This window comes from Pseudomonas sp. CFBP2511 (genome assembly GCF_030209255.1).
Classification (GTDB): Bacteria; Pseudomonadota; Gammaproteobacteria; order Pseudomonadales; family Pseudomonadaceae; genus Aquipseudomonas; species Aquipseudomonas avellanae.
On sequence record NZ_JARVSI010000024.1, the window covers coordinates 178,802 to 202,339 of the forward strand.

General features: G+C 56.5%; 22 protein-coding genes and 2 pseudogenes. 17 read left to right on the forward strand and 7 right to left on the reverse strand.

Going from position 1 to position 23,538, the window contains the following annotated elements; genetic code table 11:
- Window positions 1-20: 20 nt before the first annotated feature.
- Both QRN38_RS20595 and QRN38_RS20600 read right to left on the reverse strand, forming a co-directional pair.
- A complete protein-coding gene (locus QRN38_RS20595) occupies window positions 21-518 on the reverse strand; it encodes a GreA/GreB family elongation factor (RefSeq protein WP_005770161.1) in 498 nt (165 codons plus the stop codon).
- Between the two features lie 76 nt (window positions 519-594).
- Window positions 595-948: a lipoprotein gene (locus QRN38_RS20600; protein WP_005770159.1), complete on the reverse strand. Its 354-nt coding sequence runs from the start codon at window positions 946-948 to the stop codon at window positions 595-597.
- Between the two features lie 198 nt (window positions 949-1,146).
- Between QRN38_RS20600 and QRN38_RS20605 the strand changes: the two genes are divergently transcribed.
- The 8 genes and pseudogenes from QRN38_RS20605 to QRN38_RS28060 all read left to right on the forward strand — a co-directional run bounded on the left by QRN38_RS20605 (window position 1,147) and on the right by QRN38_RS28060 (window position 7,452).
- The gene (locus QRN38_RS20605) at window positions 1,147-1,620 is read left to right on the forward strand and encodes a CesT family type III secretion system chaperone (protein ID WP_005770157.1); all 474 of its coding nucleotides are present in this window, start codon (window positions 1,147-1,149) and stop codon (window positions 1,618-1,620) included.
- Between the two features lie 12 nt (window positions 1,621-1,632).
- Window positions 1,633-2,535, forward strand: a complete 903-nt coding sequence (locus QRN38_RS20610) for an ADP-ribosyltransferase domain-containing protein (RefSeq protein WP_080439230.1) — start codon at window positions 1,633-1,635, stop codon at window positions 2,533-2,535.
- 12 nt (window positions 2,536-2,547) lie between these two features.
- Window positions 2,548-3,430 (forward strand): annotated as a pseudogene (locus QRN38_RS20615) (ADP-ribosyltransferase domain-containing protein).
- 5 nt (window positions 3,431-3,435) lie between these two features.
- A complete protein-coding gene (locus tag QRN38_RS20620; RefSeq protein ID WP_007243772.1) occupies window positions 3,436-4,605 on the forward strand; it encodes a type III effector in 1,170 nt (389 codons plus the stop codon).
- Window positions 4,606-4,951: 346 nt separating this feature from the next.
- A complete protein-coding gene (locus tag QRN38_RS20625) occupies window positions 4,952-5,857 on the forward strand; it encodes an ADP-ribosyltransferase domain-containing protein (protein WP_080439122.1) in 906 nt (301 codons plus the stop codon).
- A gap of 102 nt (window positions 5,858-5,959) precedes the next feature.
- Window positions 5,960-6,262, forward strand: a complete 303-nt coding sequence (locus QRN38_RS20630) for a type III effector (RefSeq protein WP_225982976.1) — start codon at window positions 5,960-5,962, stop codon at window positions 6,260-6,262.
- A 168-nt stretch (window positions 6,263-6,430) separates the two neighbouring features.
- Window positions 6,431-6,904, forward strand: a complete 474-nt coding sequence (locus tag QRN38_RS20635; protein WP_007243769.1) for a CesT family type III secretion system chaperone — start codon at window positions 6,431-6,433, stop codon at window positions 6,902-6,904.
- 260 nt (window positions 6,905-7,164) lie between these two features.
- Window positions 7,165-7,452 carry a type III effector gene (locus QRN38_RS28060; protein WP_162491794.1) on the forward strand — a complete coding sequence of 96 codons (288 nt, stop codon included), beginning with the start codon at window positions 7,165-7,167 and terminating at the stop codon, window positions 7,450-7,452.
- Here QRN38_RS28060 and QRN38_RS20645 read toward each other — a convergent pair.
- A pseudogene (locus QRN38_RS20645) lies at window positions 7,391-9,242 on the reverse strand (Lnb N-terminal periplasmic domain-containing protein). The gene QRN38_RS28060 and the pseudogene QRN38_RS20645 sit on opposite strands and share 62 nt — an antisense overlap.
- 62 nt (window positions 9,243-9,304) lie before the next feature.
- Window positions 9,305-9,793 carry a DUF3015 domain-containing protein gene (locus QRN38_RS20650; RefSeq protein WP_003379721.1) on the reverse strand — a complete coding sequence of 163 codons (489 nt, stop codon included), beginning with the start codon at window positions 9,791-9,793 and terminating at the stop codon, window positions 9,305-9,307.
- Window positions 9,794-10,069: 276 nt separating this feature from the next.
- Here QRN38_RS20650 and QRN38_RS20655 point away from each other — a divergent pair, with 276 nt between their 5' ends.
- From QRN38_RS20655 to bamJ, 5 genes are all read left to right on the forward strand, one after another.
- Window positions 10,070-12,505 carry a Lon protease family protein gene (locus QRN38_RS20655; protein ID WP_005771663.1) on the forward strand — a complete coding sequence of 812 codons (2,436 nt, stop codon included), beginning with the start codon at window positions 10,070-10,072 and terminating at the stop codon, window positions 12,503-12,505.
- 174 nt (window positions 12,506-12,679) lie between these two features.
- A complete protein-coding gene (locus QRN38_RS20660) occupies window positions 12,680-13,009 on the forward strand; it encodes a PA4575 family protein (protein ID WP_007243765.1) in 330 nt (109 codons plus the stop codon).
- A 125-nt stretch (window positions 13,010-13,134) separates the two neighbouring features.
- Window positions 13,135-13,623 carry a TIGR00645 family protein gene (locus tag QRN38_RS20665; RefSeq protein WP_005771658.1) on the forward strand — a complete coding sequence of 163 codons (489 nt, stop codon included), beginning with the start codon at window positions 13,135-13,137 and terminating at the stop codon, window positions 13,621-13,623.
- Window positions 13,624-13,730: 107 nt separating this feature from the next.
- Window positions 13,731-14,039 (forward strand): DUF6482 family protein, encoded by a 309-nt coding sequence (locus QRN38_RS20670; protein WP_003379717.1) that lies wholly within the window; start codon window positions 13,731-13,733, stop codon window positions 14,037-14,039.
- Between the two features lie 154 nt (window positions 14,040-14,193).
- On the forward strand, window positions 14,194-14,811 hold the full coding sequence (gene bamJ / locus QRN38_RS20675) for a BamJ family beta-barrel-assembly machinery protein (RefSeq protein WP_005736691.1): 618 nt from the start codon (window positions 14,194-14,196) through the stop codon (window positions 14,809-14,811).
- Between the two features lie 79 nt (window positions 14,812-14,890).
- On the opposite strand, the gene QRN38_RS20680 is transcribed toward bamJ, so the two are convergent.
- Complete coding sequence (locus tag QRN38_RS20680; protein WP_002555214.1) at window positions 14,891-15,133, reverse strand: PA4570 family protein; 243 nt, start codon at window positions 15,131-15,133, stop codon at window positions 14,891-14,893.
- A 349-nt stretch (window positions 15,134-15,482) separates the two neighbouring features.
- Complete coding sequence (locus QRN38_RS20685; RefSeq protein WP_005620539.1) at window positions 15,483-17,066, reverse strand: peptide chain release factor 3; 1,584 nt, start codon at window positions 17,064-17,066, stop codon at window positions 15,483-15,485.
- A gap of 343 nt (window positions 17,067-17,409) precedes the next feature.
- On the opposite strand from QRN38_RS20685, the gene QRN38_RS20690 reads away from it, so the two are divergent.
- Genes QRN38_RS20690 through QRN38_RS20705 form a run of 4 tightly spaced genes read left to right on the forward strand, consistent with a single transcriptional unit; the run spans window position 17,410 to window position 20,852 of the window.
- The gene (locus QRN38_RS20690; protein ID WP_003379713.1) at window positions 17,410-18,123 is read left to right on the forward strand and encodes an ABC transporter permease; all 714 of its coding nucleotides are present in this window, start codon (window positions 17,410-17,412) and stop codon (window positions 18,121-18,123) included.
- Between the two features lie 14 nt (window positions 18,124-18,137).
- Complete coding sequence (locus QRN38_RS20695) at window positions 18,138-19,031, forward strand: glycine betaine ABC transporter substrate-binding protein (protein ID WP_005771655.1); 894 nt, start codon at window positions 18,138-18,140, stop codon at window positions 19,029-19,031.
- A 13-nt stretch (window positions 19,032-19,044) separates the two neighbouring features.
- Window positions 19,045-19,698 (forward strand): ABC transporter permease, encoded by a 654-nt coding sequence (locus tag QRN38_RS20700; RefSeq protein WP_005745339.1) that lies wholly within the window; start codon window positions 19,045-19,047, stop codon window positions 19,696-19,698.
- Window positions 19,695-20,852, forward strand: a complete 1,158-nt coding sequence (locus QRN38_RS20705; RefSeq protein WP_003368676.1) for an osmoprotectant ABC transporter ATP-binding protein OsmV — start codon at window positions 19,695-19,697, stop codon at window positions 20,850-20,852. The genes QRN38_RS20700 and QRN38_RS20705 overlap by 4 nt, the downstream gene beginning before the upstream one ends.
- Window positions 20,853-20,899: 47 nt before the next feature.
- Here the strand turns inward: QRN38_RS20705 and QRN38_RS20710 are convergent, their stop codons facing one another.
- Window positions 20,900-23,383, reverse strand: coding sequence for a M60 family metallopeptidase (locus QRN38_RS20710; protein WP_057417948.1), 2,484 nt, complete (start codon window positions 23,381-23,383; stop codon window positions 20,900-20,902).
- Between the last annotated feature and the right edge of the window lie 155 nt (window positions 23,384-23,538).

Sequence of the window (23,538 nt, forward strand, 5' to 3'; positions counted from 1 at the left end):
CGGCGCTGCCGTCGCCGGCCCTAATGATCGGCTTCGATCAGCAGCACTTCAATCGACAAATCTCCCGCGGGGCGCTGCCATGTCACCTCGTCGCCTTTCTGCGCGCCGATCAAGGCGCGGCCCAGTGGTGAACCCCAGTTGATCAGCCCCTTGGCCGCATCGGCCTGATCTTCACCAACCAACTGCACACGCTGATGGTTGTCGTCTTCGTCCGCAAACGTGATCCAGCTGCCAATCTGCACCTTCTCGGTCGACAGGGCCGGCGCAACTACCTGCGCGCTTTGCAGGCGCTGGTTGAAGTAACGCAGGTCACGCTCCAGGTCGGCGAGGCGTTGTTTGTCAGAGGCTTCACCCAGCGCACTTTGCGCGCTGTGCTGGGCCTGAAGGCTGCTGACATGCTCTTTGAGTAACCTCAGGCCGTGCGCCGTCACGTAATTGGTCTGTGCACTGACCAGCCGCTCTACCGGTTGTTCTGCCTCTGCGGCGGCGTTGTCTTCGTTTACGAATGCGCGACTCATGAAATGTCCTCCCTAATGGGTATTGGGCCACACGAGGAGGGCATTGGTTTCGTCGATCTTCAAGCCTGGCTGAGCGTCAGTTCGGGCGATAGGCCTTGGCTGCACTGCGGGTTTTTTCCCGCTCCCAGTCCCGGTCGCGGTCGTTGAAAACCTGGCCGGGGTCGAGGCGGTCACGGTTGTTCTGCGACGCCTGGCACTGCCGGAAACCGTCGGTCCAGCCTTCGGCGTACAGCTTGTCTTTCAAGTAGCGGGGCACGTTTTTCCTGAATTGGCCGGTGCTGGCGCCTGCTGCATCGCGGCCACTGCTACAGCCGTCCTGATAACCATCGGCAAAACCCGGTGGGTAACCCTCGGCCAGCATCTGCTCGCGGGCGGACTGACAACCCGCCAGCACAATGGCCAGCGACAACGACAGCCAATAACGCTTCATGGTGATTCCCTCTACTTATGAGAGGAGTCTAGAAGCAAATGTGTTGGTTATTTGTAAAAGCGACGTAGGGAATGTGTGATATCACGATAGTGGCTTTTTTCTCCCGTCGAATGCCACGGTAGCTTGAAGCATTGATTTGGAACCGGACGAGGCTTTTTACCACTCAATGGACAGGTCTTATTGCTAGGTATTAATGTCATGAATGCGTTCGCAACCGGTCAGCTTGAATACAGCCTGAAAAAGCTGGGATACGATGCCGCCGCTTTGCAGGCCCTGCGCGAAGAAGGGTACTTGCTGTGGAAAGGGAAAAACGACCAGACCAGCTTGCTGGTGCCCTCGGCCGATCTGGATGCACTTTTCGTTATCAACACGTTGAGCTACATCGACCCCGAGCATGACGGACGTCTGCTGGCGCTTGCATTGCACCTTAACCTGTCCCCTGTCCATACGATGAGCGCCTGCATAGCCCTCGATGTCGAGCAAAACACGTTATGCCTGCGCTACACCCATGACCTTGGCGGGAGCGGGGCTGATACCCTGTTGCTTGCGCTCGAAAACGCCCAGGCGCTGGCCGAACAGGTCAGGCAGGTGATCGAAACCTTCAGGCGTGACCAAGGGCGTCCGTCCGGGCAAACGTCTTTGTCCCGGCAATCCAGTGCTCTGATGCGATAAAAAGAGATTGGTATGAAAATATCCGGCTCCACATCGCCTGCACACACTTCAACGAATTCCGCGCAGAAGTCCTCTTCAAAAGGGCTGCTGAGTGGTTTGGCCAAGCATTTCAAGGGGATGCTCGTTTCTGGCAACACTTCTGGTCATTCGGCGCTCGGGCATTACGCGTCATCCAGCAGCGGCTCCAAAGGCAAGGCACCGGTACGGGACGATTACAGCAACGGACCGCAAACACGCCTTAACAACACACCTCTGAAACGAGCACTGGCCCGAGAGCTTGATCGCTTTGGCTACGGTTCATCGGCGACCGAGTCTTTTGACCGCTCATTGCAGCGTAAGGATAAAAATCCAGAGCTTGGTCACCTTGATGACGACGAGTACCTCGCTTTGCGCATGTACACAACGCCGTTTTACAGGGCTGTCAATCATCAGCTTCGCGATGGTAAGCCGTCCGAGGACATGAAAGTGGTGGTGGAGGCCATGAATAAAGGCTTGAAACGCTTGGCAGAGCATCCTGATAATGTCGTTAAAGAGACACTTTATCGCGGCATCAACAAAGTGGTGGATGACAAGTTCATACATAAGAACTTCAAACTTGGGGAGGTATACCGCGACAAGACGTTTGTCAGCGCCACGCCTGATCTGTCGACGGTCAATGCAACGTTTACAAGGCACACGGTCAAGAGTTCCAAGGCCAAGGCATCAGCACCTGTGTATCAACGCAGTCCATTATTGGAGATTGAGAGCCGTTCTGCAGTACGCGTCAGGCAAGTTTCGCTGTCGAGTGCTGAAGAGGAAGGGATTTTTGCGCCTGATACTCCCTTTCTGGTGGCGGACAAGAGCAGGACAGACTCGGGAAGGTGGCATATAAAGCTCAAGGAAATCGACGAGAGCGACGAATCTTCCGGACTATAAGAGACGCTGTGTATGAATATCAGTCCTGTATCGGGTGCCCACGGTAGCAGCTACCCTTCAGCTCAATCCACAGCATCGACGGCATCGAAAGGTCCCTCTGGATCCTTTCTCAAACATCTCGGCGGCTGTTTTTCACCCTGCCTGGGTAGCAGCTCTACTGGGGCCATACTTTCTCCCGCTCATGAGCAGGTATTGAGCCACACCTATTCCAGCAATATTAAAGGAAAGTTGCGCACGACGCCCCCAAAAGGACCGTCGCCCAGGTTGTCTGACACACCTATGAAGCAGGCGCTTTCTTCAATGATCGTACAGGAGCGAAAACGGCTTAAAAGTCAACCCAAGTCATTGGCCTCGGATATAGAACGTCCAGACAGTATGATCAAAAAAGCGTTTGATGAAAAAGACGGCCACCCGTTTGGCGAGCGCTTTTCAGACGACGAATTTCTTGCGATTCATCCTTTATAGGCCGATCAATCATCATCTGCGGTATGCCCCGAACAATGATGTTGCACCGGTTGTCGAGGCACTGAAAAGTGGTTTGGCAAAGCTTGCTCAAGACCCTGATTATCAAGTGTCTAGCCAGCTTCATAGAGGCATCAAGCAAAAGATGAGTGATGGCGAGGTCATGAGTCGTTTCAAACCGGGTAAGACCTATCGTGATGAAGCGTTCATGAGCACATCAACTCATATGCAGGTTTCAGAAGAGTTTACCTCCGACGTTACGTTGCACCTGCGGTCCTCATCAGCTGTCAATATAGGCCCCTTTTCGAAAAATCCATACGAGGACGAAGCGCTTATCTCGCCCCTGACGCCTTTCAAAGTAACCGGTCTGCGCAGGCAGGACGATAAGTGGCACGTCGATTTGAACGAGATAGCAGATAATTCAGACGAGTGACTCATATGATCAAAACAGTCAGCGATAACTCGATACCTGGTACGTATGGCATCGCGTTTACGAGGGTGGATACTGCGGCGCAGATATCCAGGCCGGTTCCCAGTGATATCCAGCGCAACAGCAGTATCGAAAAGGCAGTCATCGAACACATTGCTGACCACCCGGCGGCGAAGGTGGTAATGAGTGCGTTGGTAGAGGCATTGACAGGTGTTTTCGTAAAGGCTCAAGGTGAAATCAAGGGCTGGGCGGAAATCGTCCAGGCTGCTTCGCGTCCCCATGACAGCAACCGTAAGGGCACTGGTGTGCTGAGTCCGCGTTTCGATGTAATGGGCTGTGTGGGTTGGAATGCTGCAACGATTCGGGCTACCTGCCGGGTTGGCACACTGCGTGAGAAAGGCACGTTGTTCACTAACCTTATGTTGAGTGACAACTTCAAGCGGATACTCGAGCGTTCGATGACCGATCCTGCCTTGCAACGCAAGCTGGAAGGCTTGGTGGATCTGGACTATCTGAAGACCACGGATGGAAATCTGTACGCAATGTCCGGCTGGGCAGCCCGCGCCAGTGAATCTCGTGAACAGATTGGCAAGGCGGCATTTGAGTCTGCTTCAAACCTCGGCTCGGCACAGATCAGCGCACGGGAGTTGGCTTTTCATCGCCATAATCCGGTTAATCATCCGTCGAATCAGGCAAGAGTGGGTTTCGGCATATCGTCCCCAGCGAATAATGATCTGCAAGTTCTAAGAGGTCATGGCAGCAGCGTATGGAAGGTGAAGCCAGGCAGCGATTTTGCCCGGCTGGCCAGTGCATCGGGTAAGCCAGTGATCGCAGGTCCATCCGGTACCGCGTCGCGCTTCATGGCGGTAGCACGCTTTATTTCACCCGGCTGCCTGCGTGACTTGGGGCTTGATAGTGAGCAAGCATTCAAAGAGCTGGTCCGCTATGCGTGCTACGGTTATTTCGGTCAGGACGACCACCACTCGATGCTGGAGGTCAATCTGGGTATTGCTCCCCACGGTCTGGATGAGCAGTGGGACGATAAGCTATACACCGAGCCTTTCAGTCACGTCATCATGGGGCGCGGCTTCAGTGTTGACAATGCAGCTCAGCAGCACATCGTAGCGCGTGCGACCGACGAGCCAGTCGAGCATTCAGCCGCTGATCGGGTAGGCTGACAACCCGCCAGCACAACAGCCAGCGACAACGACAGCCAATAGAACTTCATGGTGATTCCCTCTTATTATCAGAGGCGTCTAGAAGCGTATAGGTGAGTTACTTTAAAAACGGCGCATGGAAAAAGTGATATCGCAGTGCCTTTAATACTCGGCAACTATTCGACATGGTCAGGCGTCGCTGACGCGGCTTAGTGATAAGCACGAGGGGCTGTTCCCTATAAGCCCCTCTTTCCGGGGCCCCGACAAAGCAAAGACTGACGCTGGTCGCTGGCACATAAAGTTGCAGGAAATCGAGAAGACTCGTTCTTCATCTTGATCTCTTTATCGTCCGTCACAGGAAACACCTATGAATATTAACCCTTCCCTGGGCGCTCATGGCAGCGCCTACTCGTCGCCTCAAAGTGATACTTCGAAGGCCACTGGAAAAGCACCTGCGCCTTCTTTTTTCAAACAGTTGGGCGGCTGTTTTTCGCCGTGCCTTGGTTCCCATGCGTCAAGCAGCCAACAACTGTCCGCCAGTCATGCGCAGACGCTCAGTCAGAATTACTCCAGCAACATTCAGGGGACGAGCCGCACACGCCAGCCGAGAGCACCCTCGCCACGCCTGTCAGATACGCCCATGAAGCAGGCGCTTTCCTCTATGATCGAACGCGAGCGTTTGCGGCTTCAAGGTCTTTCGGGAGGAATGTTCTCGGGCATTGACTCCGCCGATGCCATGATTGGTCGAGCGCTCACGAAGAAGGATTCAAACCCAAAGGCTGCGCGTTTTAGTGATGATGAGTTTCTCGCCGTTCACCTCTACACAACTTGCCTCTACAGACCTATCAATCATCATCTTCGGTATCAACACCAGGATGATGTACCTCCGATTGTAGAGGCCCTGAAGAGTGGTCTCGCCAAGCTTGCCCGCGATCCCGAGTATCAAGTAGCTGTCCCGCTTCACCGAGGCATCGAAAAAACCATGTCTGATGAAGAGGTCATGAAGCGTTTCAATTCCGGTCGGCCGTACCGTGATGAAGCGTTCATGAGTACATCGACCGATTCGGTAATTGCGAACAGTTTGACCTCAAGCGTGACACTGCACCTTCAATCAACCTCTGCGGTCAATGTAAGCCCGTTCGCCATGAACGCCTACGAGAAAGAGGCGATTATCCCGCCTCAAACTCCTTTCGAGGTCGTGGGGCTCAAGAAAATGCACAGTACTTGGCATGTGGATTTGAAAGAAGTTCAGGACAACGCTGACGGGAGTTAGACGCAATGAGAGCTGTGGCTGGTGTTTTGCCGCCGCTCGTGCATGAACGGGTGTCGTATCACCCCAGCACGGGTTGGAAGTCCTAAAACAGAAGCTTCTGGATTGCAGCTCAACAGCCGCATTGAAAAGGTGGTTGTTGAACATATCTCAGGTCATCCAGCAGCAAAAATCACGATGCAGTCATTGGTCGGTACATTGGCCCATACTTTCGTCATGGCTCATGGGGAAATCAAGGGCTGGGCGGAGATCGTCCAGTCACCTTCGCGTCCGCACGAAAGTAACCGGAAAGGCAGCGGCGTTTTCAGTGCGTGCGTCGATCTGATGGCGTGTGTGGGGTGGAATGCTGCACTGACTCGGGCGACCGCTGATCCAGCGACAACAACAGCCAATAAAGCGTCATGGTGATTGTCTCTATTGATGAGTGGAATCTATAAGCGTATAGGTGAGTTATTTGTAAAAAACGACGCGGGGAAAAGGTGATATCACAATAATAGCGTTATTGGCTTAGTTGCCCGGAACCCCTGCGCGTCCAGCGCCACTCAGTGACAGGACTCACTGCAAGGTACTTATGCCATGATCGCGTTCGCAACCGGACTGCTAGAACACAGCCTGAAACGGCTTGGATACGACGCCGCAGATTTGCAATCCCTTCGGGATGAAGGGTATTTGCTGTGGCACGGGAAAAACGGTCACACCAGCCTGTTGGTGCCCGCTGCTGGCGGGGATGCGCTTTTTGTCATCAGCACCCTGAGCTACATCGATCCTGAACAGGACGGGCGGCTGCTGGCGCTTGCGCTGCATTTGAACTTGTCGCCAGCCCACACTCTGGGCGCCAGTATCGCGCTGGATATCGAGCAAAATACCTTGTGCCTGCGTTACACGCACGATCTCACCGGGCACGGCACAGACAATTTGTCCCGCGCGCTTGAAAGCACTCAGGCACTTGCCGAGCAGATCAAGCAGGTCATCGAAACCTTCCGCAGTGAATTCGGACGCCCGCCAATGCCCGCCCACACAGCCCGACGGCCAGATGCCGTGGCGCTTTAGCCGGAGAAGTCCTCGTGAAAAAGTCTGGCGCTGGAACTCAAGCCTATGCGTTGTTCGCCTCTGCGACGGGAAGCTCGTCGAAGGGCGTTCTAAGTACCATTGCCAGGCACCTGACGGGATGTTTTGCACCCAACAAGACTGCGCTTCATTCAGCAACAGCCGTTTCGTATGAGCTATTGCCGGGCAATTATTCTGGCGCCGCCAGTGTGCATGGCTTGTCGGTTGATCACCGCCAGCCGGCGCTGACACGGCTGAGTAACGTGCTGTTCAATCAGGCACTGGCGCTGGACCTGGAGCGTTTTGACGAGGGCGCGCCAGCCGACGAAATGTTCAGGCCTTCACTGAAACGCGAAGGTGCCCATCCCCGATTGGCCGACTCACTGGGTGGCGAGCATCTGGCTGTGCAAACCATGGAGAAGGGCCTTAAACGGCTGGCAGAGGATCCTGCGCAGTCCTTTGCGCGATGCCATTCATTTTTTTACCCGATCAGTAGTGATACCACTTCACCTCAAGCATCACTTCATTCTGTGGCGAGCTCATCTGGCTGAATTCGCGTTGGGCGCTCAGGCGCAGGCCCAGGTTGCGCGACAGCTCCCACTGCTGATTGAGGCTGACACTGCGACGCACTTCGCCGTTGGTGAAGTAGTCGCCTTTGGCTTCCAGGCTCAGGTTGCCCAGCGGGTTGCGCCACAGCACGCCTGTGTTGAAGCCAGCGGCAGGGGAAATGAACTCGGCAAAATCATTGTTGTGCTCGACACGCACCGTGCCCAGCGCGAAGCCCAGCACTTCGTCACCCAGTTGCCAGGTTCCGCCACCGCCACCGTTCACATGGCTGACGAGGTTTTCGTCGCCATGCTTGCCTAACACACGCTCCAGCCCGCCAGTGACTTGCCATGACCAGGGTTTCAGCAGTTCGGTACGCGGCGTCAGCGAACGAATGGTGGCCAGATCCAATTGCTGCACTTGCCAATCGTTGCCTTCGTATTGCCGCACCTTGAGCTGCAGAATCTCGATCTGTGCGCCCAGCGGGAAGCCATAGGCGTTGTCGTTCAGGTCGTGATAGGCCATGCGCAGGCCGTATTCGGCGAAGGCCTTGTCGCCGCGGGTGCCCGCGCCCAACTGCCAGGTGCGTGACTCATGGCCTTCTTCCGGCAAGCCGGGGCGCGGTATATCCAGTTGTGGCGGAGGGTTCTGGTTGATGGCCTGCAACAGCTCGAAGCTGCGTTGCGAGCGCTGCGTGTCGCGTTCAAGGCCGTTGGCGCGATAACGTTCAAGGCGATAGGCCGCATCCTGAATCAGCGCGCGGCGCTCTTTTGGCTGGGCCAGATACTGGCTGTCCTGCAAGTGCTTCTGATCGGCGCTGACTTTTAATACCCACTGCTGCTCGTCGGCATCGAGGGGCGCTGCACGGCTGAGCAATTCACGCTCGCGGGACGGTCGATAGTCGATCTTTTCCACCAACCCTGCGGCCTTGATGGCTTTTACGGTGTCGGTGGGGATTGCGGTCAGGCCGAACTGTTCGGTCAGGTGCAGCCCCGGTCGGGCGACCTGCAACAATTCCAGCAGGCGATAGGAGCAGTTTTCATCAAAGAAAAAGTAGCTGAAACGGATCTGTTTCAATTCCCAGACGTGCTCGACCATGCGCCCGGTTTCTTCTGCGGTCAGGTTCAGCCGGTACTCCCACAGGTCACGGTTTTCCAGGCTGCGGTATTCCGAGAGCTTCCTGATAGGGCACCAGGGCAAACAGCCCCGGATAGCCGCCCGCCAGGCCTTTCCAGGCGTACAGAATGCTGTTGTCCATGCCTTCGATGTAGGCACCGAAGTTGATCGCATAGCTCAACAGTGTGGTGTTGTTGGTTTTTGCGCTGGCCGGGTCGATGCGCAACAGCGTATGGCCAAACATTGAGGACGGGCTGTTGAGGTAGGCCGCCGGAAAAATCAGTACGGTGCTGTCCGGGGCCACATCCTTGTACCAGGCCTTGAATTCCTTGCAGTCCGGGGTTGGCAGGTCAGTCAGGTGCAACTGATCGCGCAGCCAGCGGGTACGTGCCGGGTACACGCACTGGGCGTGGGTTTGCTCGTTGGTCACGGGGGCGTAAATCGCCTCCAGCGTGGCGCTCAGCTCTGCCTTCGGGTCATGCGCACCGTCGGCGGCGAGAAAGAATTTGGGGTCTGTGACGTAGCTGCGCCAGCCACCTAGCTTGCCGGCTTCATAGTGGCCCAGTGAAATCCAGAATGGCTCGTTGGCCATTTGCTGCAAACGGTCTGCGGTGGCATGAGGCGCGGCAGACAAGGGGGCACAGACAAACAGCGCCAGCGTTACAAGACGTTTGAGCATAGAGGGCAACTAGTCAAGAAAGAGAGTCCCGCCCTTCGCGAAGGAAGGGCGGGCGAACGACTTTAAGCCTGAGTAGCGTACTTGGCCAGAGTCGGATCGTTTTTCAGAACGTTGACGGTGTTGGTGTGAACGTCTTCAGCAGTGGCGTCGGCCTTGCTGAAAATCTGCGAGAAGTGTTCATGAGTGACGGCCGCGAAGTGCTCGCGATCCTCAGGTGCAACGCCCAGTACCACGGCGTAGGTAGTCAGTGCTTCGCCCTGACCCATTGCCATGTCCTTGGAGAGTTCATCCATCATGCCGTTCATGGCAAGCCAGGATTTACCGCCGTAGGTGAGGGCGCTGTTGGTCGAGCAGCCGTTGGTGCCGGAGGTCATGCCGAACGTGGCGTTACCCGAGGTGCCGTTGGTGGTTGATGCCAGGAAGTGAGCTGGGGTACCGCGCTGGCCTTCAAACAGCATGTTGCCCCAACCGCAGTCGGGACCACCTGGAGCTTGAGCCATAGCGTTGATGGATACAGCGGCGAAGAGCGTTCCAAGAAGAATCCGTTTCATAGCTTTTTCTCTTTTTAGTTCAGCCAAGGGTCGAGTTTCTTGAGTAATCACATCAAGGCAGACGGCCAACCAGCAACCACCTGCGCAATTTGGAGCGTAGGCGGGTTCCAAGGGTTCCGCGATCTATTGCAGATTATTGCCGGAAAAAGATTTTTTTTCGCACAACGGTGAAGGCTTTGCATCCACGAGCGCCTTTCGGGGCTTTCCTGCCTTGCAAGTCGCGTGCGGCGAGCGCCAGAATGCCGACATCTGCCCCGCCTGATGTAAGGATTACTGATGCCCGATTCTGTCGCAGCCAACCTACGCCTAGCGCCAAACGCGCTGACCCGTCCGTTTTCCGCTGAGCAGTTCAGCTTTGCGACCACCCACGAGCTTGAACCCTTTCGCGGTGTACTTGGCCAGGAGCGTGCCGTAGAAGCCTTGCAGTTTGGCGTTGCCATGCCGCGCCCCGGTTACAACGTGTTTGTCATGGGCGAGCCCGGCACTGGCCGCTTTTCGTTCGTCAAACGCTACCTCAAGGCCGAAGGCAAGCGCATGCAGGCGCCTTCGGACTGGGTGTACGTCAATAATTTCGATGAGCCCCGTGAGCCCAAAGCCCTGGAATTGCCGCCCGGCACCGCCCATGAGTTTATGGCCGATATCGGCGGTTTGATCGACAACCTGCTGGTGACCTTCCCGGCAGTGTTCGAGCATCCGTCCTATCAGCAAAAGAAAAGCTCGATCGACCGCGCGTTCAATCAGCGTTACGACCGCGCACTGGATGTGATCGAGCGCCTGTCGCTGGAAAAGGACATTGCGCTGTATCGCGACAACTCCAACATCGCGTTCACACCGATGGCCGATGGCAAGGCGCTGGACGAAGCCGAGTTCTCGCAGTTGCCCGAGGCCGACCGTGATCGTTTTCACGAAGATATTTCCTCCCTTGAGGAACGTCTTAACGAAGAGCTGGCCAGCCTGCCGCAGTGGAAACGCGAGTCCAATAACCAGCTGCGTCAACTCAATGAAGAAACCATTACTCTGACCTTGCAGCCGTTGCTGGCGCCGCTTTCGGAAAAATACGCCGAAAACGCCGCTGTCTGCGCGTACCTGCAAGCGATGCAGGTGTACCTGCTCAAGACGCTGGTCGAGCAACTGGTCGACGACGCCAAGACCGATGCCCAGGCGCGCAAGTTGCTGGAAGAGCAGTACAGCCCGAGCCTGGTGGTCGGAAACACCCGTGACGGCGGCGCGCCGGTAGTGTTCGAGCAGCATCCCACGTACGACAACCTGTTCGGGCGCATTGAATACAGCACCGATCAGGGCGCGCTGTACACCACCTACCGCCAGTTGCGCCCCGGCGCGCTGCACCGTGCCAACGGTGGCTTCCTGATTCTGGAAGCGGAAAAAATGCTCAGCGAGCCCTTTGTCTGGGACGCACTCAAACGCACCCTGCAATCACGCAAGCTGAAAATGGAGTCGCCGCTGGGTGAACTGGGCCGTGTGGCAACCGTGACGCTGACGCCGCAGGTGATCCCGTGGAACGTCAAGATCATCATCATTGGCTCCCGTTCGCTGTATTACACCCTGCAAGACCTCGATCCTGACTTTCAGGAGATGTTCCGGGTGCTGGTCGATTTCGACGAAGAAATCCCGATGGTCGACGAGACGCTGGAGCAGTTCGCGCAATTGCTGAAAACCCGTACCTCTGAGGAGGGCATGGCGCCCCTGACCGCCGATGCGGTGGCACGTCTGGCGACCTACAGTGCCCGACTGGCCGAGCATCAAGGCCGTTTGTCGGCGCGCATCGGGGACCTGTTTCAACTGGTCAGCGAAGCCGACTTTATCCGCCAACTGGCCAACGATGACAAGACCGACGCCGGGCACATCGAACGTGCGCTCAAGGCCAAGGCCACGCGCACCGGAAGGGTTTCTGCGCGGATTCTCGATGACATGATGGCCGGCGTGATCCTCATCGATACCGACGGCGCAGCGGTCGGCAAGTGCAACGGCCTGACGGTTCTGGAGGTCGGTGATTCGGCGTTTGGTGTGCCGGCGCGTATTTCCGCGACGGTCTATCCGGGTGGCAGCGGCATCGTCGATATCGAGCGTGAAGTCAATCTGGGCCAGCCGATCCACTCCAAGGGCGTGATGATCCTCACCGGTTACCTGGGTAGCCGTTACGCACAAGAGTTCCCGCTGGCGATCTCCGCCAGTATCGCGCTTGAACAGTCCTACGGTTACGTGGACGGCGACAGTGCGTCGCTGGGCGAGGCCTGCACGTTGATCTCGGCGCTGTCGCGCACGCCGCTCAAGCAGTGTTTTGCGATTACCGGTTCCATCAACCAGTTCGGTGAAGTGCAGGCGGTGGGCGGGGTCAACGAGAAGATCGAAGGTTTCTTCCGCCTTTGCGAAGCGCGTGGCCTGACGGGTGAGCAGGGCGCAATCATCCCGCACGCCAACGTCACTACCCTGATGCTTGATGAACGCGTGGTTCAAGCCGTGCGTGACGGGCAGTTCCACATCTACGCAGTGCGTCAGGCTGACGAGGCCTTGAGCCTGCTGGTCGGTGAGCCCGCCGGTGCGCCTGACGAGAACGGCGAGTTTCCGCAAGGCAGCGTCAATGCGCGCGTGGTGGAGCGCTTGCGTGATATCGCCGAAATGCTCAGCGACGAAGACCTCAAGGAAGAGCTGGAAAAGGAGCCTGCGCAACTGCAACCCGAGCTGAAAATCTGATAACGGTGCTCATTGAACCGGGCGGTGCTGATGCCGCCCGGTACTCCGTTTATCAGGGCGGTTTCGCGTAGAGCGGGTTTTCTTCTAGTCTTGATCATGACCGCAGCAGCCAGAGGGTTGGCGTGCATTCTGCTTATGAGAAGGATGAATACTGTCGCTGATCAGGAGCGCATCATGCAGCGTAGCCTTTGCCTTACCCGAGAATGTATGGGGCTGATGACCCGCATCGAATGTGTCATCCGGCCTCTTCCTCATGACAATGGGCAGTGGCTGGTGCTGTTTGCGGCGGGCATGGCTCAAGAGCAGCCATCGGCAATCAAGTCTCAGGGGCCCTTCAATGGCATGCCCGAAGCGCAGTCGGTGCTGACGAGCATCCTCGAAAACCTTTCGTTGCACGGCTACCGATGCCTCGACGATGTGCCGATCTGGTCGCTGCACATGCAGGCCGAGCTGAGGCGAATCGGCGGTGACGGGGCGGTTTGCCAGCGCTCATCACTCTTTTGATCCTGAACATCCAGCTCCTCGGCGGTGCCTTGTGCGCCGGCCGTGCGATATTTTGTCGCAGTTCCAGAGCAGCGCGTTACCGCTGATATACTCGCCCGTCCTTTCAAAACACCTTGCGAGTACCAATGGAACGTTTTTTTGAGAATGCCATGTACGCATCGCGCTGGCTGCTTGCGCCGATCTATTTCGGTCTTTCCCTGGGCCTGTTGGCTTTGTGTCTCAAGTTCTTCCAGGAAATCTTTCACGTCATCCCCAATATCTTTTCCCTGGCAGAAGCCGATCTGATTCTGGTGCTGCTGTCGTTGATCGACATGGCGCTGGTGGGCGGCCTGCTGGTGATGGTGATGATTTCCGGTTATGAGAACTTCGTGTCGCAACTGGACATCGATGATGACAAGGAAAAGCTCAACTGGCTGGGCACCATGGACTCGTCTTCGCTGAAGATGAAAGTTGCGGCTTCCATCGTGGCGATTTCCTCTATCCACTTGCTGCGGGTGTTCATGGATGCCACCAACATCAAGCCTGAATACCTGATGTGGTACGTGATCATCCACATGACCTTCGTGATCTCCGCGTTTGCGATGGGCTATCTGGACAAGCTGACCAAGCACTGAGCCTGTGAAGGATAAAAAGGGCGGATGGTTTCGTATCTGGCATGTCGCCGCAGTGTGTTGTAAAACGTCCGTTCCGATGCATTAGACGTTGCGCAGGAGGTTCGACCATGAATTACCAGGAGTTTACCGACCACGCCCAGGCCGGTCGGGTCGAAGAGCTGAACCTGATCTCTATCGAAGGCGGTATCTATCTGCTCGATGTGCGCATGAACGGCACTTCAGTGATGCTCAAGGATGCGGCCGGCAAGACTTTGCACCTTCGTTCGGTCGAGCATGCCCGTGAACTGCTGAAGAATGTGCCGGTGGTGCCGTTTTATCTGGTGCATTGCGTGGTGCACGATGAGCTGTGCGGCATGCCGGTCAACGATCGCTCCGAGATGCGCATGCCGATTTCCTTTCATTCGTCGTGGTCCTGACCGCCAAGGGCCAATAGCTGCTGCGATAGGGCGTGCGGGCTCAATTGTGCTAGGCTGCTTGCCCTTTTGGTTCGGGGCGCATCAGGGGTAAAGCGTGATGACCGTTCAGGTTTTACGCGATTATCGACTGCGTGCCCCTTTGCGGAGCAGTGTCATGTCCGAAGTCAATCTGTCCACCGACGAAACCCGCGTCAGCTACGGCATCGGCCGTCAGTTGGGCGACCAGTTGCGCGACAACCCGCCACCGGGCGTCAATCTGGAAGCCATTGTTGCAGGCTTGCGCGATGCGTTTGGCGGTCAGCCAAGCCGTGTGGGTCAGGAAGAAATGTCCGCCAGCTTCAAGGTCATCCGTGAAATCATGCAGGCCGAAGCAGCCGCCAAGGCCGAACAGGCTGCAGGCGCCGGCAAGGCTTACCTGGCTGAAAATGCCAAGCGCGAAGGCGTGACCACACTGGCTTCCGGTCTTCAATTTGAAGCGCTGACTTCCGGTGATGGCGCCAAGCCAACCCGTGAAGACCAGGTGCGCGTGCATTATCACGGCACGCTGATCGACGGCACTGTCTTCGACAGCTCTTACGATCGTGGCGAACCTGCCGAGTTTCCGGTCAGCGGCGTGATCGCAGGCTGGACCGAGGCGCTGCAACTGATGAACGCCGGCAGCAAATGGCGTCTGCACGTGCCGAGCGAACTGGCGTACGGCGCTCAGGGCGTCGGCAGCATCGCACCGCACAGCGTGCTGGTGTTCGACGTGGAACTGCTGGACGTTCTGTAATCGACCCGTTCGATACAGAAAATCGCTGAACGAATCGCGCTGACTCGTTCAGCGGCGGAGTTGTGCTGACGCTTCATGCTCAGTGCAACTCACCCATCGGGCGCAACGCTCGCGCATAGCAGAACAGAAACAGGTTTCTCACCAGCTCTTTGAGCACCAGCGGCTCGCTTGAACTCAGGCTGCACACGTCCAGATCGCCCTGATCGCGCAACTCCTCCAATGCCTCTTCCTCCAGAACGGCACACACTTCCCCCGTCTCGCGATGAAGAATTCTCAGGTAAGGGTGTGGTCGGTCCAGCCATGCATCGATCAAATAAGTCATGTCTCATCTCCTGTTCGGGTTAGATGAGAATAATTCTTATCGGTATAATAGCAAGGCACTATTGAGATTAATTCTCATTTTGCGCTGAATGGTTGATTCAGGTCAGTGGATACCAACCGGGAGCGGACGCAGAGCGTATTTTTGGACACGTCCATCGTTCCTCACGCTCCAGCGTGGGAATGCCGTGGGTGACGCTCCGCGTCACAGATTTGCGCTGCGCCGCAGGTTCGGGACAGGACGCGGAGCGTCCAGAACTGCATGCCGACGCGGAGCATCGGCACGATAGGTGTTCTCTCGGACACTTATCAGTTCGTGACGCTCCGCGTCACACCGCGGCGCCATCGGCCCGTCAATGATGCTCGCGGGTGGCGCGGAATTTCACGTCGGGCCAGCGTTCTTCCATCAGCGCCAGGTTCACGCGGGTAGGGGCGAGGTAGGTCAGGTGACCGCCGCCGTCCACTGCCAGGTTTTCCACGGCCTTGTTCTCAAACTCTTCAAGCTTCTTTTTGTCAGCGCAGTCGATCCAGCGGGCCGACCAGACGGTGATCGGCTCGTAGGCGCATTCGACCTTGTATTCCTCCTTCAGGCGGCTGGCGACCACGTCGAACTGCAGCACACCGACGGCGCCGAGAATGATGTCGTTGCTGCGCTGCGGGAAGAACACCTGCGTGGCGCCTTCTTCGGCGAGCTGTTGCAGGCCCTGGCGCAGTTGCTTGGACTTGAGCGGGTCTTTCAGACGCACGCGGCGGAACAGCTCCGGGGCAAAGTGCGGAATACCCGTGAAGCCCAGCGCTTCGCCTTCGGTGAAGGTGTCGCCGATCTGGATGGTGCCGTGGTTGTGCAGGCCGATGATGTCGCCAGCGTAGGCTTCTTCGAGTTGCTCACGCTCCGAGGAGAAGAAGGTCAGCGCGTCGCCGATTCGCACGTCCTTGCCCAGGCGCACGTGGCGCATTTTCATGCCTTTCTCGTAGCGCCCCGAGCAAATGCGCATGAACGCAATACGGTCGCGGTGCTTGGGGTCCATGTTCGCCTGAATCTTGAACACGAAACCGGCGAATTTTTCTTCTTCCGGCTCGACGGTGCGCTCGTTGGCAACCCGTGCCAGCGGCATCGGCGCCCAGTTCACCACAGCATCAAGCACGTGATCGACGCCGAAGTTGCCCAAAGCCGTCCCGAAGAACACCGGGGTCAGTTGGCCGTCGATGAACTCCTGCTGATTGAATTCGTGGCAAGCGCCCTGCACCAGTTCCAGTTGCTCTACGAAGCGGTCGTACTCGTCACCCAGGTGGGCGCGGGCTTCGTCGGAGTCCAGATTCTGGATGATTTTGGTGTCGGTGCGTTCGTGACCGTGGCCTGCGGTGTAAACAATGATGTAGTCGTCAGCCAGGTGATAGACACCCTTGAAGTCACGGTAGCAGCCAATTGGCCAGGTAATCGGCGCAGCCTTGATCTTGAGGACCGCTTCGATTTCGTCGAGCAGCTCGATCGGGTCGCGAATGTCGCGGTCCAGCTTGTTGATGAAGCTGACGATCGGCGTGTCACGCAGGCGGCAGACATCCATCAGGGCAATGGTACGTGGCTCGACGCCTTTACCGCCGTCGAGCACCATCAAGGCCGAGTCGACGGCCGTCAGGGTACGGTAGGTGTCTTCGGAGAAGTCTTCGTGACCCGGGGTGTCGAGCAGGTTGATCATGTGATCGCGATACGGGAACTGCATCACCGACGTGGTGATGGAGATACCGCGCTGTTTCTCCATTTCCATCCAGTCGGAGGTGGCGTGGCGGTCGGATTTACGCGACTTGACCGTACCGGCGACGGAAATGGCCTTGCCCATCAGCAGGAGTTTTTCCGTGATGGTGGTTTTACCCGCATCCGGGTGGGAAATAATGGCGAAAGTGCGGCGTTTCGCGACTTCGGCGGCCTGTTGGGTCATGGGAAATCGCCTGGGATGGGATCTAAAAAGGGCGCAGATTATAGCTCAAATCGCGGCAATGTCCGAACCGTTCAGACAATAAACGATGGCCAGATAATGTCTCGTGTGGGAACCTTTCAGGCCGTGGAGACGTCCACTCCCCCGTCAAGGCTCGCAACGAAGCCAATGCAAGGGGCTGATTCATCAGCATGTTGGCTTGACGAAGCTGCGCTTATGGCTTGTGTTTTCGCCGAGGTTAAACCCTTACCGGCGACCCACCCGCTGCTCTTCGCGAACGTTATTGCCGGTGTCTTTCTGGACGCCCTGGTCAACGCGTTCGCCGACTGAAATAAGGAGTCCGCCTGTGGCTAATCGCTATGGCAAGGGGCTATTGGGAGGCGCGGTTGTGATCGCACTCCTGGCCCTGCTGATCCACTGGATCGGCATCAGTACTATCAAGCAATACCAGGATGACCTGCTGTTCTACCTTCAGGCTCACCTGATTCTGGTTCTGGTTTCAATGTTGGCGGCCCTGGTGGTCGGTATTCCCGCAGGCATCGCCCTCAGCCGACCGAGCATGGTGGGCCGCGCCGAACGCTTCATGCAGATATTCAACATTGGCAACACCGTTCCGCCACTCGCCGTTCTGGCCATTGCCCTCGGGATACTCGGGATCGGCAGCGGGCCGGCGATCTTCGCGCTGTTTCTCGCCTCGCTATTGCCCATCGTGCGTAACACCTATGAAGGCCTGAAAAACGTTCAGGGTTCACTCAAGGAAGCCGCCGTCGGTATCGGCATGACCCCGCGCCAAGTGCTGTGGCGTGTCGAATTGCCCAACGCTGTGCCGATCATTATTGGTGGCGTGCGTGTCGCGCTGGCGATCAACGTCGGGACCGCGCCGCTGGCGTTTCTCATCGGTGCCAACAGCCTCGGCAGCCTGATTTTCCCGGGTATTGCCTTGAACAACCAGCCGCAACTGGTGCTGGGCGCGGCGTGTACCGCGCTGCTGGCGCTGCTGCTCGATGGCCTGGTGACACTGGCCAGTCGTCTCTGGCTGGAACGCGGACTGGCTCGCTGAGCGAAGGAATTCTCATGAAAAAAATATGCTTGTTTTTAGGCTTTGCCTTGCTGTTTCCGGCATTTGCCCAAGCCGCGGAAAAGCCGCTATTACGCGTCGGCGCACGGGTGTTCACCGAACAGACCATGCTCGCTGAGCTGACTGCACAATATCTGCGCACCAAAAACTACGATGTGCAAATCACTGGCGGTCTGGGCAGCAACCTGGCGCGCAGCGCACAGGAAAGCGGCCAACTGGATCTGCTGTGGGAATACACCGGCGTTTCATTGGTGGCCTACAACCACATCGATGAAAAGCTCGACAGCGCACAGACCTATGCGCGGGTAAAGGAAGTCGACGCAAAGAAAGGCCTGGTCTGGCTTTCCCCGTCCAAGTTCAACAACACCTACGCGCTGGCACTGCCTCAGAAGATTGCCGACAAGTACCCGCAGGTCAACACCATGACCGACCTGACCAAAGTGCTCAAGGACGAAGCCAAAGAGGGGCACCTGGTCGCGCTGGACACCGAGTTTGCCAACCGTTCCGACGGCCTGGTCGGCATGGTCAAGCACTACGGCATGAATCTGGGACGTGAGAATACCCGGCAGATGGACTCGGGGCTGGTGTACACGGCATTGCAGAATGGCCAGGTGTTCGCAGGGCTCGTCTACACCACCGACGGTCGCCTGAATGCGTTCAAGCTCAAAGTTCTCGAAGATGACAAACACTACTTTCCGGACTACACCGCTGCGCCGGTGATTCGTCAGGAGTACCTGGACAAGCATCCGGACATCGCCACGCTGCTCAAGCCGCTGGCTGAGCTTCTGGATAATCAGACCATGATCGACCTCAACGCTCGCGTCGACGTCGGCCATGAGAGCCCATCCTCGGTTGCTGCAGATTTCCTGCGCCAGCATCCATTGAACTAAGGAAGGAGACGATATGAGTTTCTTGAGCGCCTTCTCCCATCTGGACTGGGCACAAGTCCTGCAACTGACCTGGCAGCACATCACGCTGGTCGGCATCGCGGTGACCCTGGCCATTCTGGTCGGCGTCCCGCTGGGCGTGTTGATGACCCGCTTTCCGGCGCTGGCCGGCCCGCTGCAAGCCAGCGCCACCGTGCTGCTGACCGTGCCGTCCATTGCGTTGTTCGGCCTGTTGCTGCCGTTCTACTCAAAGTTCGGTCAGGGCCTTGGCCCGATGCCTGCCATCACTGCAGTGTTTCTCTATTCGCTGCTGCCGATCATGCGTAATACCTACCTGGCCCTGACTGGCGTCGAGCCGGGCATTCGTGAAGCCGCCAAAGGCATTGGCATGACCTTCGGCCAACGCCTGCGCATGGTTGAACTGCCCATTGCCGTGCCGGTCATTCTCGCCGGTGTGCGCACCGCCGTGGTGATGAACATCGGTGTCATGACCATCGCCGCGACCATCGGTGCCGGTGGCCTGGGTGTACTTATTCTTGCTTCTATCAGCCGCAGCGATATGTCGATGCTGATCGTCGGCGCGGTCCTGGTCAGTATTCTGGCCATCATCGCCGACCTGCTTCTGCAATGGCTGCAACGCACGCTGACTCCAAAAGGATTACTGAAATGATCGAACTCCAGAACCTCTCCAAGACTTTCCAGAGCAACGGCAAAGAAGTGAAGGCTGTCGATTCGGTCAGCCTCACGGTCAACGAAGGCGAAATCTGTGTCTTCCTCGGCCCGTCGGGCTGCGGCAAGAGCACCACGCTGAAAATGATCAACCGTCTGATCATGCCGACCTCCGGCAAAGTGCTGATCAACGGCGAAGACACCACTGACCTGGATGAAGTGACCTTGCGTCGCAATATCGGCTACGTGATCCAGCAGATCGGTCTGTTCCCGAACATGACCATCGAGGAAAACATCGTGGTCGTGCCTAAATTGCTGGGCTGGGACAAGCAGCGTTGCCATGACCGTGCGCGCGAACTGATGAGCATGATCAAGCTGGAGCCCAAGCAGTACCTGCATCGCTACCCGCGCGAATTGTCCGGTGGTCAGCAGCAGCGTATCGGGGTGATCCGCGCGCTGGCGGCCGATGCGCCGTTGCTGCTGATGGACGAGCCGTTCGGTGCGGTCGATCCGATCAACCGCGAGATGATCCAGAACGAGTTCTTCGAGATGCAGCGGGCGCTGAACAAGACCGTGATCATGGTCAGCCACGACATCGACGAAGCCATCAAGCTGGGCGACAAGATCGCGATTTTCCGTGGCGGTAAACTGCTGCAGATCGATCACCCGGACACCTTGCTCGCGCATCCGGCTGACGACTTCGTCAGCAGCTTCGTCGGCCAGGACAGCACCCTCAAGCGCCTGCTGCTGGTCAAGGCAGAAGACGCCGCCGACAACGCGCCATCGGTCAGCCCGGAAACCCCGGTTGCCGATGCGCTGGAGGTGATGGACGAAAACGACCGTCGCTACATCGTCGTCACCGACAGCGAGAACAAGGCGATGGGCTACGTACGACGTCGTGACCTGCATCGCCAGCAAGGCACGTGCGCGCAGTTCCTGCGTGAGTTCAACGCCACGGCGGCCTACGACGAGCACTTGCGCATCCTGCTGTCGCGTATGTACGAGTTCAACCGCGCCTGGCTGCCGGTGCTGGATGCCGAGAACGTGTTCCTGGGTGAGGTGACGCAAGAGTCGATTGCGGCGTATCTGAGTTCGGGCCGTTCGCGCGGCATGAAGACCAGTATTGTTTCGCCTGCCGAGCAAGTGGCTTCTTGATTTGCCGTGTTGCCGCCAGTCGTTGTGACTGGCGGTAACAAGTGCAGTTACAGGTCTCTCGGGTCGCAATGAGTAACGTACGGGTCTTGCGCCCAGGTTTCAGTGTGTCTATCTGCCGCATTACTCTCGTACAGGACGTAGGTTGCGCCCTTGTAATCGCAAGTGACTTTGCAGTTGTCGTCGCTGTCATGCGTACCGGAAGTGGTCCACACCCCATTGCTCACGCTGGAGTAATAAGCCTCCCCTTGGGTGATCTCGGATACATAAGCATTGTTGACATACATCTTAAAGTTGAATTGTTTGTACGCCTCCCCCGTAAAATGCACAGACAGGCTGCTCGCTGTCCGTACTACTTTGGTGATGGTTCTTTGAAGTAGCATGTGCTGTGCAATGTTCAGATACGATCGATAATCTGCGCGATTTTTGATGCTGATAACCGGGTTGCCATTGACTGTCGCATACAAGGCAGTCACGGTTTTCTGATCGGCCAAGGAGGTGAGTTGAGTCATGGTGTTGTCGGTGAAAAGCGCCCGTATCGGCTGGACTATATTGCCTTCCGCGAGGGTTCCTGAAAAAAGTGTATAAGGTGTGCTTGAGTGGTCCAGGCTCACAGAGATGGAATACAGAAGATTATGGGCTACGGATAATTTCGTTATCCAGGTGTTTTCAACCAGCTCCGAATAGAGAGGGTACCCCTTGTCAAGCCTTGCAAAAGTATATTTATCCACCTTTAGCTGGTAGTTATAATTTTTGAATTCGGCGGTTGCGAAAGTGACGCTGATACCTTGCGAGGTTATCTGTACGCTACGGATCATGTTTTCTAGAAAAATACGCTGCGCTCGATGCAACAAGCGAGCATGAATCGCGTTAGGTTTAAGGCTGTTAACCTCTGAAAAATACATGTTCAAAGCTTGCTGTGTAAGGCCGGGCTTTAGCACGACACAACGCTCATCGGTAAACAGATTTTTTATGCTGGCCAGCAGCAAAGGGTAGTCGTGATTGCTGGCGGCCTCATAGTGGATTATGTCAAAATCGTTAGGTACGATATTTACAGCCCATCGCTCACCCGGCATGATCTGGATGGGGGTGTCTACATAGCAACGGTCACCATCAAAACTGACGCTGCAATTTACAGCAGACGTATGATTTAACGTTGACATAACCAGCCCATTCTTGGTCACGCTGTAGCGATATCTCCCGTACCATTTCTCATTAATGGAGAAGCGGGTGGTTTGCCTGAAGTCGGCCTGTAGGTCCGCCCGGATATGGGCCAGTTCAGGAAAATACGTCAGAACAGGCAAAAAAATCGGAAATGACGTTGTTGCGTCGGTTTCCCAAATGTTTTTTTCCAGCGGCAGCAAGTCTGATATTTGTCGCAGCGTCTCGGGTGTTGGATAAATTCCCCAACGGTCGAAAAAGGTCGACAGGTCTCTTCCGGTGAGCAGTGAGGTTTCCACGATAAAACGCTGAAGTACATCTTCATTCCCCTGTGGCAGGTTTTGCATGAGCCGGTAGCGCTGGTGCAATTGAGGGTAGAAACCAATGCGGAAGGTAAGGTGGAGTTGCCAAAGCATGGCGACTCTCTGAAAGTGATTTGGAAGACGACTGAACTCCCGGTGTGGACTGTTCAGGTATTCTTTTATGACAGGGTACTCAACGTCCAGGCGCGATGCACGGCCTTCCATTCGTTCTTGTGTTGCAAGTGAATATATATTAACTGTCACCTCAGTCATGTCCTCCCAATTCATGGGAGACAGCTGCCGCTGATGACCGCTTTCATGCCAAGGGCCCCAGCCCTGTGCAGGATTGCCTGATAACAAGTAGCTCAAGGCCGTCGCGCCGGTGAACCCCATGTGCCCATTAGTTGCAAACATATAGAGCGAGTCGGCCTCTACATAAAGATGCTTATTGGGGTCTATTGCCCACTCCGTCTCCCCTTCGCCCAAAATCCCCGAGATGTCATCCTGAGACCGAATGAGCTCATCGTAGTAGGTCATCAGTTTTTCGGGGTCTTTGATGTGGTCCCGAGCGCTTTCGTAGCGGACGACGATAATGGCTCGCTCGCTGGTCAGCATCACAACAGGTGCATTATTGTATTGGACCATCATGTTCTGCCACATCGCGTTGGTTGTTTCTTTCAACCAGAAGGCAGGCACACCGCTGTAAGCCCCCTTTATAATTACAGTGACGGAATGGCCCGCGTCTTGACAGATAAAGCTCAGCAGGCCGGACTCAGGCACGTCAAAGCTGTTATAACCGAAAGCCAGAGGCTTGAGGACGGGGGTGTTGAGTTCGGGAACGCCGAAAACGGCCCAAATCTTTACTGCCGTGTCTTGGTAGTAGCTGAGTTCCAGGTGTTCGCCTTTCGTGACATAGATACCGGTTGGTTGGTAGTCACTGTGCGGCAAGGATCGCCTCTGCCGAACCTTGTTCAGGTCGGCAGAGGTCCTCCCGATGACGGTAAAGCTTGTTTGACGTGGCGTGAGGCTGGAAGGCTCCGAGCCTGCGGTTTCATCGTGTATATCGTCCATGATCGTTTCCAGATGAGGTGGCTTGAGGTTTATTGGGCGCGCGGACAGCCAATCCGTCTACTGTCAGAACTGACAGGCAGGGCAGCCCTTGTCTCATCGTCGTTCCAGGTCCAAGGGAACATCTGCCTGTCATGCAGGTCGGTTAAACAGGTCCT

Bases quoted from the DNA above. Each gene is read 5' to 3' on its own strand.
- QRN38_RS20600 (WP_005770159.1), bottom strand. From the start codon at position 948: ATGAAGCGTTATTGGCTGTCGTTGTCGCTGGCCATTGTGCTGGCGGGT.
- QRN38_RS20620 (WP_007243772.1), top strand. From the start codon at position 3,436: ATGATCAAAACAGTCAGCGATAACTCGATACCTGGTACGTATGGCATC.
- QRN38_RS20655 (WP_005771663.1), top strand. From the start codon at position 10,070: ATGCCCGATTCTGTCGCAGCCAACCTACGCCTAGCGCCAAACGCGCTG.
- QRN38_RS20710 (WP_057417948.1), bottom strand. From the start codon at position 23,383: ATGGACGATATACACGATGAAACCGCAGGCTCGGAGCCTTCCAGCCTC.
- QRN38_RS20635 (WP_007243769.1), top strand. From the start codon at position 6,431: ATGATCGCGTTCGCAACCGGACTGCTAGAACACAGCCTGAAACGGCTT.
- QRN38_RS20665 (WP_005771658.1), top strand. From the start codon at position 13,135: ATGGAACGTTTTTTTGAGAATGCCATGTACGCATCGCGCTGGCTGCTT.
- QRN38_RS20680 (WP_002555214.1), bottom strand. From the start codon at position 15,133: ATGACTTATTTGATCGATGCATGGCTGGACCGACCACACCCTTACCTG.
- QRN38_RS20610 (WP_080439230.1), top strand. From the start codon at position 1,633: ATGAAAATATCCGGCTCCACATCGCCTGCACACACTTCAACGAATTCC.
- QRN38_RS20605 (WP_005770157.1), top strand. From the start codon at position 1,147: ATGAATGCGTTCGCAACCGGTCAGCTTGAATACAGCCTGAAAAAGCTG.
- QRN38_RS20625 (WP_080439122.1), top strand. From the start codon at position 4,952: ATGAATATTAACCCTTCCCTGGGCGCTCATGGCAGCGCCTACTCGTCG.
- bamJ (WP_005736691.1), top strand. From the start codon at position 14,194: ATGTCCGAAGTCAATCTGTCCACCGACGAAACCCGCGTCAGCTACGGC.
- QRN38_RS20650 (WP_003379721.1), bottom strand. From the start codon at position 9,793: ATGAAACGGATTCTTCTTGGAACGCTCTTCGCCGCTGTATCCATCAAC.
- QRN38_RS20670 (WP_003379717.1), top strand. From the start codon at position 13,731: ATGAATTACCAGGAGTTTACCGACCACGCCCAGGCCGGTCGGGTCGAA.
- QRN38_RS20695 (WP_005771655.1), top strand. From the start codon at position 18,138: ATGAAAAAAATATGCTTGTTTTTAGGCTTTGCCTTGCTGTTTCCGGCA.
- QRN38_RS20685 (WP_005620539.1), bottom strand. From the start codon at position 17,066: ATGACCCAACAGGCCGCCGAAGTCGCGAAACGCCGCACTTTCGCCATT.
- QRN38_RS20700 (WP_005745339.1), top strand. From the start codon at position 19,045: ATGAGTTTCTTGAGCGCCTTCTCCCATCTGGACTGGGCACAAGTCCTG.
- QRN38_RS20660 (WP_007243765.1), top strand. From the start codon at position 12,680: ATGCAGCGTAGCCTTTGCCTTACCCGAGAATGTATGGGGCTGATGACC.
- QRN38_RS20595 (WP_005770161.1), bottom strand. From the start codon at position 518: ATGAGTCGCGCATTCGTAAACGAAGACAACGCCGCCGCAGAGGCAGAA.
- QRN38_RS20705 (WP_003368676.1), top strand. From the start codon at position 19,695: ATGATCGAACTCCAGAACCTCTCCAAGACTTTCCAGAGCAACGGCAAA.